This window comes from Sphingorhabdus profundilacus (genome assembly GCF_009769755.1).
Lineage (GTDB): Bacteria > Pseudomonadota > Alphaproteobacteria > Sphingomonadales > Sphingomonadaceae > Sphingorhabdus_B > Sphingorhabdus_B profundilacus.
Genome location: NZ_SDWJ01000002.1, coordinates 183,834 through 196,026, shown reverse-complemented (window position 1 = coordinate 196,026; position 12,193 = coordinate 183,834). Strand labels below are relative to the sequence as shown.

The window sequence follows — 12,193 nt, the reverse complement described above, 5'->3', positions numbered from 1 at the left end:
AATGCTGAGCCTCGATCCGCTCGGCCTCGACAGCGCGATGCTGGACGAGGCGCGAGCCTATTTGCGTGTCGAACCTGCGGAGGATGATCCTTCGCTGGCGGCGGCGGTGATGGCAGCCTTGGGCCATGCCGAACAATTCACGCGCACGATCCTGATCCGCCGCAATGCGTCGGAAATTTTGAGCGCTTGTTCGGGATGGCAAATCCTGGAGGCAGTGCCTGTCCAAAGCATTGCTGCTGTCACCGGCGTTCCGGCAGAGGGTGCCCGCTTTCTGCTTGCCAATGACGCATGGGAAGCAAAGATCGGGTCGCACGGAGACGCCTATATCCGGATAATCAACCCCGGAATAGCGGGGCGGGTGGAAATTTCCTGCCAATCGGGATTGGCGCCGGACTGGTCCAGCTTGCCTGAAATATTGCGGCTGGGCGTTCTGCGCCTCGCAGCCCATTTTTATGCCCATCGTGATTGTGCGACCGATGCAGGACCGCCTGCCGCCGCGCGGGTCCTGCTGCTGCCTTGGCGGCGGCTGCGACTGATATAACAGAGGAAAAGCTTATGGCTGAATTTACCGGCACCCTGCGTGAGCGGGTGGTTCTGGAAACGCGTCTCGACATTCGCAATGTGCGCGGCGGACCGAGTGGGAAATATGCCTATGACGGCATCGCATGGGCCGCATTGATGCCGTTGGTGTCAGGCGATCTGGTTCGCGCCGATGCACTTTCGGCCCTGCCCCGCTGGCAGGTCACGATGCGGAAACGCGAAGGGGTCGGGTTGAATACCCGGCTGACGTGGCGCGGCAGATATCTCGCAATCCGCAGCGTCATCAGTGACCCGCGAGAACCGGCACAGATGCTGCTTACATGTGAAGAGCAGCGATAGCTCTCTCATGCTCCGCTTGCTGACCAATGCGGAGCGGAAGGATGATGATATGTTTGAAAAACTCGCCAAGGCCACCGACCAGCGCGCGGCCCGGATCGTCAAGCGCACGATTGAACGATTGGCCGGAACAGCGGCGTTACCCGGCGTCCAGATACACGCCGCTGATGATGGCGTTGTATTGTCAGGGCGCAATTTGCGCCGCCGCATGCTCGCCGATCCCCAACTCAGGAATTTTGGAAAATGACCGACGCCCTCATCACCCTTCAGGCAGCCTTCGTTGCCGCTTTGGAGGCACATCCTGTCCTAGCTGCCGAATTGAGCGGCGTGTATGACGGGCCTCCACCGCGCGCGGTGTTTCCTTATGTGGCAATTGGCGACGCTCTGGTCAGCGACTGGAGCACCAAAACAGCTACGGGGCGGGAGATTCGTCTGCCGCTCATACTTTGGGATGAAGGCGAAAATGCCGAGCAGATGGCGGATTTGATGGCGCATCTCGAGGACGCCATTGCCGCCTTGCCGCGACAGATGCCCGGCTGGCATTTGGCCAATATCACCTTTTTACGGTCCATGGTCGTGCGCGATGCAGCGGGGCCGTGGGCAGGGCTTGTGGAACATCGGTTAAGACTATTGGCAACTTAAGCCGGGAACGCATCCATAGGGTCGTCCTGACCCCGGCTGTCACGCCAGGGGGAAGTCCTTTTTCTTCCGCTCTTCGACCTTGCATGCGGGCAATAGCACTGCCGGGCCTTTCGGATCTGCATGCGCGCGCGGCAATTGCGGTTCCATCCGCGTGTCGCGTTCCGGTGCGGCCGATTTCGACACAAGAATAATCCCCGAAGGACAGGGCGGAGCGTCCGCCTTTTGCTGCGGTGCTGCAACGACCGTCGTTGCGGCCAATATCATTGTCAACAAGGCGATCTCCTCTCCCGGTGAGTCGTCTAATGAAGGAGAACATAACCATGCCAGCCGAAAAAGGAAGCGCCTTCCTGTTAAAGATAGGGGACGGTGCCGCGACGCCCGTTTTCACCACAGTCGCCGGATTACGAACGACCCAATTGTCGATCAATGGTGATGCTATTGTGATTACCAATAAGGGATCTGGCGCATGGCGCGAGTTGTTGTCGGGTGCCGGTATACGTTCGGTTTCCGTGTCAGGCGCTGGTGTATTTACCGGCTCTGCGGCCGAAATAAGGATAAAGAACAATGCGTTGTCAGGCCTGCTCGACGACTATGAACTCAGCTTTGAAAGCGGCGAGCGGCTGCGCGGAAAATTCCTTGTAGCGCGCCTCGATTATGCCGGTGATTTCAATGGTGAGCGATCTTACACCTTGGCGCTGGAAAGCTCTGGCCCAGTGGTGTCGTTATGACCGCGCATCTGAATCCCGCGCGCGGCGAGGCGGTTCTACAGACGGAAAATGCTGCAATCATGCTGCGCCCCAGTTTTGCAGCATTGGTCGCCGCCGAAGCTGAATTGGGCTCACTTTTCGCGTTGGTCGAACGTGCCGCCGAAGGACAGTTGAAACTGTCCGAAATGGTGGCGCTGTTCTGGCACTGCCGTCATGACGCCCCGCCGGATATTTCGAGGGCAGCCTTTGCCGAGGAAGTGGTTGCAGCCGGACTTTCGGCGGCGACCCCTGCCCTGAAATCCATATTGGTGCAGATTTTGGGTGCAAGATGAGCTTTTCCCATAATGCCTTGCAGATATTCGCGCAGTGCGTCTGGATTTTGGGGTGGCGACCCCATGATTTCTGGGACGCGACGCCTGGCGAACTGGCCAGCATTTTCAGCGTCGGCGCCGCTTTCACAGAAACCCCGCCCGACAGCGCGGCGCTGCACACATTGATGGAGTTATTTCCCGATGGATGAAGAAATTGAACGACTGGTGGTTGCGGTCCGCGCCGACACGCGCAGCTTTGCTTCTGACATTGCGACAATGCGCGCTGAATTGGACGGCCCATTTGCAGATGGTCTGGAACGCGCCGGTGCTGCGCTAGAACGCGGCTTAATGGGTGCCATTCAACGCGGTAAATTCGGCTTTGAAGATTTACGCCGGGTTGCTCTTTCGGTGCTGTCCGAAATCGCCACCGCGGCGATACGCTCTGGCCTCGATAGTCTGGGCGGTGGCGGGCAGGGCGGTGCCGGCGGGCTACTTGCCTCTCTGGGGTCGGTCCTTGGTGGCGTGCTAGGGGCACCGGGCAGGGCCACGGGCGGCCCTGTATCACCCGGACGTGCTTATCGCGTGGGTGAGCGCGGTCCCGAACTGTTTGTACCTACCAGCAGCGGGCGGATCGAAACCGGCGGCACGACCCCGGTATCGACCCAATTGAACCTGACCATCCATGTGTCCGACAACGGACGCGGCAGCGCGCCAGAGGCGTTGCAGCGGTCAAGCCGCCATGTCGCCCGGGCGCTGCGGCAGGCTTTGGCACGGGAGTGAACGATGTCCTTCTGGTTATGTGACAAAAGGCGGCGGCAAACGGCCAGCCCGATGATGCGCTTCGACCCGCGTTTCTGGACGGTCAATTTCCCCCGTCCGATGATGGCATCGGTGGTGTCCACTGGGCCGGATTCCCTGCGCGCCGATGCGGTCTTTTACAAAAATGACGATCTGGCAGGCCTGATCTGGGAAAGCGAAGACCGGTGGGACCACCCCTTGCTCGCCTATGAAACGAACCGCGATTATCGGCGGCTGACGCTCCGCTTTCGCTGGCGTTCGCATGGGTTGATGCCGCTCGATGCGGTCAACGGTCCGACGCTGACCCTTTCGGGGCGCGATGCCGCGGGCCAGCCGAGAAGCTGGTATGTGCGGCTGTGGAACTATGCCAGCGGCGCGCCTGAAGATGCCGAAATCACCCTGAAGTTCAGCGATCTTGACGGCGGCTTCCTGCTGCCGGGGGAGGCGGACCCCGTTTATGCGGGCGATATCGACCAGATGTTTCTGTCGCTTGTCCCGCCCACTTATACGGGGGGAGCGGGCAATCTTGCGACCCCGGCCGAGGGTTGGGTCGAACTGAGCGGAATAAGCTGCGACGGGGCGGGCGTTATGCTTGATACGGGCGATGTTCTGCTGCCCGAGCACCGGTTCAAAATGGCGACCGGCTATGATGATGGCTATAACCAGACACCCGAACGCCTGCTGCGCCAGATCCATGCGCTCGGCTATCGCGATGTGATCAATCATTATGTCGGGATGAGCCATTATTTCCGGCTCGAGCCCGTGGACAGTGCACATTATGTCAGCCTTGCAGGCGGGGTGCTGAATAGCCCTTGCGCGGCATGGCATCGTGACTTTGCAGAACGGGCGAAGGCGATGGGCTTCGACCTGATTTTCTCGCTCAGCTATGAACTGCTGGACGCCCATTGCTGGAACGACTGGAAACAGCGCGCGGAAAATGGCGACCCGGCGCTCACCGGCTGGGTCCCGCCGTCCACCTTGCTCTCACCCGCTCATAGCGGCGCGATGGGCTATCTTCAGATCGTCGCGAGGGCCTTTGTCACGATCCAGATCGAGGCGGGCTTGCCGGTCAAGTTCCAGATTGGCGAGCCTTGGTGGTGGATCATGCCCGATGGCCGCATCAGCCTTTATGACGATGCCGCCAAGGCTGCTTTTGGTGACCAACTGGTCCCGATACCACAGATTAAGGGTGCGAAAACAGGGGCGCAAAATGCCCTGCTCGACCGGGCGGGGGAATTACTGGCCGCGTCGACGGCGGCCTTGTGCGACGCGGCCAAGGACGCAGCAGGACCGGCGGGGGCTGAAACGCTGCTGCTGGTCTATTTGCCGACTGTTCTCGACCCCCTCTCTCCGGAGGCCAAGCGGGCCAATGTTCCGCTGGGTTGGGCGGCACCTGCATTCGATGTGCTTCAGCTTGAGGATTATGATTGGGTTATCCGGGGCGATCATGGATCGACCGGCAGGGCAGTTCCCTTGATGGCCGAACGGCTGGGCTATCCGGTCGCTGAGCAGCAGTATTTTGCAGGCTTTGTGCTCTATCCGGAGGACAAGCAGCAATGGCGCTCCATCGCGCAAGCCGCGGCGCAGGCAGAGGCAAGGGGTACCGCGCACAGCTTCATCTGGGCGCTTCCGCAGGTGGCCCGCGATGGCTTTACCATTTTTGATTTAGCGCAGGAGACAGAGGCCATGCAGTCCTTTGATGACATTCCCTTTCCACTCGAAATCGGCCGCGCGGCGATGGCGACTGCCGAGTTTTCAACCAACATTGTCACGACCCTGTCAGGGCATGAGCAGCGCAACAGCAGCTGGTCCGATGCCCGGCTCAGCTATGATGTTGGCCCCGGCGTCCGTTCTGAGGCGGAACTGTCCCGGCTTCTTGCCTTTTTCCGGGCGCGGCGCGGTGCCGCTATTGGTTTCCGCTTTGGCGATCCCTTTGATTTCAGCTCCCACGCCATGACGGGTGAGCCCATGATGATGGACCAGATATTGGGGGTCGGCGACGGCGTTCGCACCGCCTTTCCTTTGGTGAAGCATTATGGCGACGCGGCACAAATCCGCCGGATTACACGCCCACGCGTGGGCAGTATTCTGGTCGCGCTGAATGGGGAGCGCGCCGATGATTGGATATTGACGGGCCTTGGCGTCGTTGAATTTGCCACCGCTCCGGCCAGCGGCGTCCAAATCACCGCCGGATATCTTTTCGATGTGCCGGTGCGCTTTGCCGAAGACCGGCTTGAAGTGGCCTGTGCGACCTTTGGTGCGGGCGATATGCCGTCAGTACCGCTTGTTGAGTTGAAGGAAACATTCTGATGGCGGACCCATTTGATGCAGGCGTTACCTCGCTCGTTTATGGGTGGCGTCTGGAGCGCAGTGACGGCGTGACGCTCGGTTTTACGTCCCATGATCAGAATGTGGTGCATGACGGGGTGCTGCTGCAGGCCAGTCCGGGTTTGAAACCGACGACTGTGGTCGAAAGCCTCGGTCTCGAAAATGACGGGCTGGATGTGCATGGCGCACTGACATCTGATGCCATACGGGCCGAAGACTTGGCAGCGGGCCGCTGGGATGGGGCCTATCTGGAAATTTTCCTCTTTGATTGGCAGGATCTAGCGGCGGAACGGCGTTTGCTTGCCTGTGGAGAGCTAGGTTCCATATCCTATTCAACCGACGCATTTGAGGCCGAATTTCTGGGTTTGAAAACGGTATTTGACCGGGCGGTGGCGCCCCAAACTTCACCTTCATGCCGCGCCGGTTTTTGCGACGCCGCCTGCGGTTTGAACCGACAGAAGTATCTACATAAATGCCATTTGGTCCGAACAGAGGAACAACGCCTCATGGTCGAGACTGCAGTGCCATTTGCCGAAAATATATTTGCCTATGGCCAACTGCGTGTGCTTGGCGGTGATAATTGCGGACGGTCGTTCGATATCATCGGGAGCGGCGCGGACTATGTGGAGCTGCCCCGATCACAGATGGGCGGAATCGCGCCGGGGACCAGGGTGGAGATTTTCGAAGGTTGCGATAAACAGATCGCAACCTGCGCTGTGCGATTTGGCAATGCGGTCAATTTTCGCGGTGAGCCCTATTTGCCAGGGAATGATCTTTTGACCCGTTATCCCGGTGCCAATTGATGTGCGGCGGGAAATTGCACAAAGGGCGCTCGATCTTGTCGGGGTACCTTATAAGCTTGGCGGAAGATGCCCGCTTGCGGGGCTGGATTGCATTGGCGTTGTTGCGCTGGCTCTGGCAGGTCATATCATGCCGGATGAGGTTCCACGCGATTATACCCTTCGTGGTGAATATCTGGACCGCATTTCAGCTTTTTTTGATCGCGCTCTTTTTCAAAATCTAGGGCGGGAAAGCATGGAATCGGGCGACCTGCTTTTATGCCAAACCGCCCCGCGTCAGCTACATATGGCGATTTTGACCGATTGCGGCGTTGTCCATGCCCATGCCGGTTTGCGGCGGGTCGTGCTGACCCCTTTACCATTGCCCTGGCCCCTGGTCGGCCGTTGGCGCGTCTTAGGAGAATGAAATGGCAACCCTTGTTTTAACCGTCGTGGGTTCAGCGATTGGGGGGCCCATCGGCGGCGCCATCGGTGCCGCGCTCGGCCAGCGGATTGACAATGCACTGTTTGCGCCGAAATCGCGCGAGGGCGCGCGGCTGAAAGAGCTTGACGTCCAGATTTCCAGCTATGGCAGCCAACTGCCCGCGCATTTCGGAACCATGCGGGTGGCCGGAACGGTCATCTGGGCAACCGATCTGGTCGAACGTCGGGCCAAAAGCGGAGGGGGTAAAGGGCGGCCTTCTACGGTCAATTTTACCTATTCGGTCAGCATGGCCGTCGCCTTGTCCAGTCGGCCCATAGTGCGGGTGGGCCGCATCTGGGCGGATGGTAATTTGTTGCGCGGTGCCGCCGGCGATTTGAAGGTCGAGACGCAGTTGAGGATTTATACAGGGCATGAAGACCAGGCTCCCGATCCGTTAATGGCATCCGCCGAAGGCCCGGAAAATTGCCCGGCTCATCGCGGCATTGCATATGCGTTATTCGAAGATTTGCAGCTCGCCGACTTTGGCAATCGCATCCCCTCGCTCACTTTCGAATTGTTCGAAAGGGACAGCGATGTGCCCGTTGCGGAAATATTTCACGTGGCAACCGGCGGCGCCGTCACGGGCGAAAGCGCCCAGACCATGCGCGGATTTGCGCTCGCAGGCTCGACTGCCCGGGCACCACTTGCATTGCTGGAGGAAAGCTTTTCGATGGAGTGCCGGGTGCGGGGCGGTGTTCTGTGCATCAGTGATGCACCCATTTTGCCGGTACCTGCCGATCCGATAATATCTGTGCATTCGGAAAATAACGTCGCGTTTGAAAAGCCGCGCCAGACCATCGAGCCTGCAAGCCGCCTGCCGCACATTATGACCCTTCGTTATTACGACAGAGAGCGGGATTTTCAGACCAGCCTGCAACGCAGCGCGCGCGGCCGTTTTTCCGCGATAGAACGCAGCATTGAATTGCCCGCCGTTCTTGATGCCGCCGTTGCAAAGCAATTGGTCGAAAACAGACTATTGGACATGCAGAGCCGCCGCCATATCTGGCGCGGCGACATCATTGAAAATGGGGCGCAATTTTGTTGCGGTGACCATTTTGTCGATGAAACGGGCGGTATCTGGCAGATTATCGAGATCGAACGGCGCTTTGGGTCCACCCAGATCACTGCGCGCGCTTCCGTCAAACACTCTGATCAAATAGAAAGCACGGCGTCGCCCGGACGATTGGTGTCCTCTCCTGATGTGTCGGTCGGAGAAACCCGCATTGTTGTTGTAGAACTTCCAGCCGCTGGCCTTACTGATCCTGGAAAGCCGGGCATTGCAGTGTTCGCGGCTGGTACAAGTGCAGGTTGGCGCAGGGCGGCATTGTCGCTGGGCAATGCTGGGGCACAAACGGATATTGGCAGCACGGCGCAACCGGCAACCATCGGAACAACGATTGATCCTTTGCCACCACATGTACCGCATCTGATCGACGAAGGATCAAGTTTGCGCGTACAAATGTTGAATATCAGCATGGACATAGCAAATCGCAGCGGATCGCCCCTGGATGAAGATGCCCCGATTGTCTGGCTATCCGGGGAATTCATCCGCTACGGAAATTGTGAAGATCTGGGCCATGGAATCTACCGCTTTTCCCGACTGTTACGCGGCTGTTTCGGGCTGGACGACAGCATCGTGCCGCATCCTGCCTCCGCGCCATTTGTGCTGATTTCGCCGGAAAGCGCGCGGTTGATTGACGAACGGACTTTTGGGACCGGCGATGACGTGCAAGTCGAGGCACTAGGCCTTGGCGATGTCAGTCCCGCCAAGGCTTCAGCGCGTATCAAAGCCCATGCCATTACGCCTATTGCACCAGTGCATGGTGCTTTGCGATGGACAGCCGACGGGGGATTGTTGGCCCGCTGGGTTCGGCGATCCCGCATCGACAATGGCTGGAAAGACGGTGTGGATCAGGTAATGGCAGAAGAACGCGAACACTATCGTGTCATGCTTTTTGTCGACGATAGTCCGATTGGTGAATGGATTGTAGACACACCGCAATTCAGTCTGGGCAGCAGCCAAAGTTTAGAGATGGCTCTGGCCGAAGCGGGCCATATCAGGGCAGAAATTCGACAATTGGGCCGCTTCGCCCAATCCGCACCGCTGGTATTATTTCTACCTTAGCGGGTGAAGATCTTTTCAACTACCCATTTTAGGAAGGAGTATTTTCCATGTCTTTGCTGCAAACTGCCCGTTTTGACCTGCCGTTGCTGGCGGTCAGCCAAGCACAGAAAGAAGTGACGCATAATGAAGCTTTGGTCAAAATTGATGCGCTACTTCATTCTGTGGCAGAAGCCCGACTTTCTAGTCCGCCAGTTCTGGCAGATGAACATATTGGCCAATGCTGGCTTATTGGTGATGCAGCAACCGGAGACTGGATAGGAAAATCGGATCAGCTGGCAATCTGGATCGGTAATGATTGGCGCTTCATAAGCCCGGCGGAAGGCATGAATTTACGGCTCAAAGCACCGAATAGCGATGCTGTGTTTACCCGGGGCAATTGGATTTTCGCGCCGACCATAGTCGACCCTGCCGGCGGAGCCGTCATCGACGTGGAGGCGCGCCGTGCGATTATCTCCTTATTGGATCATTTGCGGACCATAGGATATGTTACCCGTTGAACTATCGTGTAAAAATTATCGACCAAAATTGGGCTTTTTTGGCGAAATAGCGACATTTAGGCAACAGTATAACGACATAGTTGCTTGCATCAATGGAACAAAATCGATAGACCTGCGTTCTCGAAATTCCGTTCCTAAGATAGAAAAGGGGATAGTTGATGCGTAAGTTAGCCATAGGTTTGGCGCTCGCTTCTACAGCTCTGGCATCACCGGCTTTGGCCCGCGATGACCAGTGGTATGTGGGAGTCGATGGCGGTGCCATGATTGTTGAAGATTTGACGTTGGACATTGGCGCTGTGGCTGATGCCGCCTCGATCGATACCGACACAGGTTATGATTTTGGTGGTATTGTGGGCTATGATTTTGGCGGTTTCCGTCTGGAATCAGAAGTGTCTTATCGGGAAACCGATATTCAGGGCTTTTCAAGCGCTACTCCACAAATCACTGCAGGAACGAGTACAGCTCTGGCACCAGGCGGTAGCTATACAGTTGCAGGTGATGCAAATGCATTGAGCTTCATGGTCAATGGCCTTCTTGACTTTGGCGATGACGACGGTCTCCAAGGTTTTGTCGGCGGCGGCGTTGGCGTTGCACGCGTTGATTTGCAGACCGTATTCGGCGGTCCATCGTTCCTTGATGATTCCGACACCGGTTTCGCTTGGCAGGCTCTTGCAGGTATTCGTGCCCCATTGACCAACAATTGGGATGTTGGCCTGAAATATCGCTTCTTCAACGCGAACAAGGTAAATCTGGTTGATCGTCTGGGACGCGATGTGGAAACACGTTTCCGCTCGCACAGCATCATGGGCAGCCTGATTTATAACTTTGGCGGCGCGCCTGCACCTGTGGAAGTGGCACCCCCGCCACCACCTCCGGTATATGTCGCACCTCCACCCCCGCCACCACCCCCGCCACCCCCACCCCCACGGGCGGTATGTAACACGGGGCCATATATCGTGTTCTTCGATTGGGATAAGTCGAACCTGCGTCCAGACGCGGCTTCGGTTCTGGACAACGCTGTTGCCCAATATACTGATTGCGGCAATGCGAAGGTCATGTTGGCTGGACACGCGGACAAGTCGGGTACGGCAACGTACAATGTCGGCCTGTCACAACGTCGTAACTCAACCGTTCGTGCATATCTTGAATCCAAGGGTGTTGCCGGTGGCGCGATTGCTTCCGAAGCCTTTGGTGAGACTGCACCTCTGGTACAGACCGCAGACGGTGAGCGTGAACCGCAAAACCGCCGCGTGGAAGTCACCTACGGTCCAGGTTCGGGCATGTAATCTTCGGATTATATCAGAAAATATGGAAAAGGGCCGGTCGCAAGACTGGCCCTTTTTTGTTATATTGGAATTCAATAAGATAGCAGAGCGTTCTGTCACCAGAACAATGATTAAGGCTCGTTACTCTGACCCTAATTTTCCCCGCGTTTAAGCATTTGGTTTAGATTGCAGTCGTCAATGTTTCCCTGCCTTAGCCGGCCGGGATTACCAGTCGCGGGTCGATCCGCGCGCTATTCCATTTCATGCCCCAATGCAGGTGCGGGCCGCTGGCCCGGCCGGTGGCGCCGACTGTGCCGATAATCTGCCCCTGTTTCACAACATCGCCTTCGCGCACCAAAAGCGCGGAACAATGCAGGAATGCGCTGTTAAGGCCCATGCCGTGGTCAATCATCAGCAAATGCCCTTCCAGCGTGAAGACGTCATCTGCGGCGGCAAGGGTGACGACGCCGTCGGCGGGCGCGACAAAGGGGGTACCGGCAGGCGCGGCAATGTCCATACCGCTATGATAGCTGCCGGGCGTGCCATTATAGATGCGCTGCGCCCCGAACAGTCCGGATATCCGCCCCGCCACCGGACGGATAAAATTCTGGCGCCATCCATCGCTCGCCACGCGAATGGCCCGGGCAGCATTGATACGGGCAAGTTCCGGTCCGCGTCGCGCCTGAAATTCCTCGGTGGTTTTTGCACCGCCCGTCGGGTTGGCGGCAACATGTTCGATTTTCCAGTTGCCCGGTGCGACGGGAAGATAATGGTCCTTGCGCTGGCCGTCGGAAAACAGGGCAACAAGGCTGGCGCTGTTTTCGGCATCGCGGTCAAACCCGATCAGGAAAAAGCCTTCGGGGGTCAAGGGAAGCTCGGTGCCGTTGAACAGGACCGCGCGGGCCCCGCCCGGTGCCCGTGCGGTGACCAGGCCGCCCTGGACAGCGGGGGCAGAAAACCAGAAATCGGGCCGTGTGCTGTCGGCGGGCACGCTGGCGGAGCGCACGGGTGCACGCGCAGGGACGGGACGCTCTACCGGAACAGGCGTGTCGCGCACAGGGGCGGATGCCTGTGGCGGCGTCGCGGTGCAGGTGGCAAGCGCTGCAAAAGCGATCATCAGGACCGAGCCGCGTCCGCGCACCGGGTCTTTACCCTTTTCCGAGCGTCGCCCGCGTCGAGATTTCCGCACTGGCATAAGGTTCCTGCTTGATCACGCTCCAATAGCGCAATTCATCCAGCGCAATGGCCTGTCCGGTGACCGCGCACAGCACATGGTCCCCCGGGCTCAGCAAGCGGAATCCATTCGCCATATAGTGCAGGCGGGCGACTTTGTTTTTGCTCGACATCAACATCCCCTTATTATGGCGCAATGTGGATGAAT

Annotated in this window: 17 protein-coding genes; 14 read left to right on the top strand and 3 right to left on the bottom strand. The window is 58.1% G+C overall.

The window, feature by feature from the left end; translation table 11 throughout:
- Position 1 precedes the first annotated feature (1 nt).
- From EUU23_RS08745 to EUU23_RS08730, 4 genes are read left to right on the top strand one after another with little or no spacing between them, the layout of a single operon-like run.
- Positions 2–541, top strand: a complete 540-nt coding sequence (locus EUU23_RS08745) for a head-tail connector protein (protein ID WP_160353773.1) — start codon at positions 2–4, stop codon at positions 539–541.
- A gap of 14 nt (positions 542–555) precedes the next feature.
- Positions 556–879, top strand: a complete 324-nt coding sequence (locus EUU23_RS08740) for a head-tail adaptor protein (RefSeq protein WP_160353772.1) — start codon at positions 556–558, stop codon at positions 877–879.
- Positions 880–928: 49 nt separating this feature from the next.
- Positions 929–1,123: a hypothetical protein gene (locus EUU23_RS08735; protein WP_160353771.1), complete on the top strand. Its 195-nt coding sequence runs from the start codon at positions 929–931 to the stop codon at positions 1,121–1,123.
- Positions 1,120–1,518, top strand: coding sequence for a DUF3168 domain-containing protein (locus EUU23_RS08730; RefSeq protein WP_160353770.1), 399 nt, complete (start codon positions 1,120–1,122; stop codon positions 1,516–1,518). Before EUU23_RS08735 ends, EUU23_RS08730 begins: the two co-directional genes overlap by 4 nt.
- A gap of 39 nt (positions 1,519–1,557) precedes the next feature.
- On the opposite strand, the gene EUU23_RS08725 is transcribed toward EUU23_RS08730, so the two are convergent.
- Positions 1,558–1,788: a hypothetical protein gene (locus tag EUU23_RS08725; protein WP_160353769.1), complete on the bottom strand. Its 231-nt coding sequence runs from the start codon at positions 1,786–1,788 to the stop codon at positions 1,558–1,560.
- 50 nt (positions 1,789–1,838) lie between these two features.
- Here EUU23_RS08725 and EUU23_RS08720 point away from each other — a divergent pair, with 50 nt between their 5' ends.
- The 10 genes from EUU23_RS08720 to EUU23_RS08675 all read left to right on the top strand — a co-directional run bounded on the left by EUU23_RS08720 (position 1,839) and on the right by EUU23_RS08675 (position 10,833).
- The gene (locus tag EUU23_RS08720; RefSeq protein WP_160353768.1) at positions 1,839–2,246 is read left to right on the top strand and encodes a phage tail tube protein; all 408 of its coding nucleotides are present in this window, start codon (positions 1,839–1,841) and stop codon (positions 2,244–2,246) included.
- Positions 2,243–2,557 carry a GTA-gp10 family protein gene (locus EUU23_RS08715; protein WP_160353767.1) on the top strand — a complete coding sequence of 105 codons (315 nt, stop codon included), beginning with the start codon at positions 2,243–2,245 and terminating at the stop codon, positions 2,555–2,557. The genes EUU23_RS08720 and EUU23_RS08715 overlap by 4 nt, the downstream gene beginning before the upstream one ends.
- Positions 2,554–2,745 carry a phage tail assembly chaperone gene (locus EUU23_RS08710; protein ID WP_160353766.1) on the top strand — a complete coding sequence of 64 codons (192 nt, stop codon included), beginning with the start codon at positions 2,554–2,556 and terminating at the stop codon, positions 2,743–2,745. The genes EUU23_RS08715 and EUU23_RS08710 overlap by 4 nt, the downstream gene beginning before the upstream one ends.
- Positions 2,738–3,316: a tail tape measure protein gene (locus tag EUU23_RS08705; RefSeq protein ID WP_160353765.1), complete on the top strand. Its 579-nt coding sequence runs from the start codon at positions 2,738–2,740 to the stop codon at positions 3,314–3,316. Before EUU23_RS08710 ends, EUU23_RS08705 begins: the two co-directional genes overlap by 8 nt.
- 3 nt (positions 3,317–3,319) lie before the next feature.
- Positions 3,320–5,644, top strand: a complete 2,325-nt coding sequence (locus tag EUU23_RS08700; RefSeq protein WP_160353764.1) for a DUF2460 domain-containing protein — start codon at positions 3,320–3,322, stop codon at positions 5,642–5,644.
- Positions 5,644–6,465 carry a DUF2163 domain-containing protein gene (locus EUU23_RS08695; RefSeq protein WP_160353763.1) on the top strand — a complete coding sequence of 274 codons (822 nt, stop codon included), beginning with the start codon at positions 5,644–5,646 and terminating at the stop codon, positions 6,463–6,465. Before EUU23_RS08700 ends, EUU23_RS08695 begins: the two co-directional genes overlap by 1 nt.
- Positions 6,455–6,868, top strand: coding sequence for an NlpC/P60 family protein (locus tag EUU23_RS08690; RefSeq protein ID WP_218939576.1), 414 nt, complete (start codon positions 6,455–6,457; stop codon positions 6,866–6,868). Before EUU23_RS08695 ends, EUU23_RS08690 begins: the two co-directional genes overlap by 11 nt.
- Before the next feature lies 1 nt (position 6,869).
- A complete protein-coding gene (locus EUU23_RS08685) occupies positions 6,870–9,050 on the top strand; it encodes a phage tail protein (protein ID WP_160353762.1) in 2,181 nt (726 codons plus the stop codon).
- A 47-nt stretch (positions 9,051–9,097) separates the two neighbouring features.
- Entirely contained in the window at positions 9,098–9,547 is a 450-nt protein-coding gene (locus EUU23_RS08680) for a DUF2793 domain-containing protein (protein ID WP_160353761.1), read from the top strand.
- A 158-nt stretch (positions 9,548–9,705) separates the two neighbouring features.
- Positions 9,706–10,833, top strand: coding sequence for an OmpA family protein (locus tag EUU23_RS08675; protein WP_160353760.1), 1,128 nt, complete (start codon positions 9,706–9,708; stop codon positions 10,831–10,833).
- Between the two features lie 190 nt (positions 10,834–11,023).
- Here the strand turns inward: EUU23_RS08675 and EUU23_RS08670 are convergent, their stop codons facing one another.
- Together EUU23_RS08670 and EUU23_RS08665 are read right to left on the bottom strand one after the other, a co-directional pair.
- Positions 11,024–12,007, bottom strand: a complete 984-nt coding sequence (locus EUU23_RS08670; protein ID WP_246156394.1) for a M23 family metallopeptidase — start codon at positions 12,005–12,007, stop codon at positions 11,024–11,026.
- Positions 11,961–12,164, bottom strand: coding sequence for a DUF2093 domain-containing protein (locus tag EUU23_RS08665; protein ID WP_160353758.1), 204 nt, complete (start codon positions 12,162–12,164; stop codon positions 11,961–11,963). The genes EUU23_RS08670 and EUU23_RS08665 overlap by 47 nt, the downstream gene beginning before the upstream one ends.
- Between the last annotated feature and the right edge of the window lie 29 nt (positions 12,165–12,193).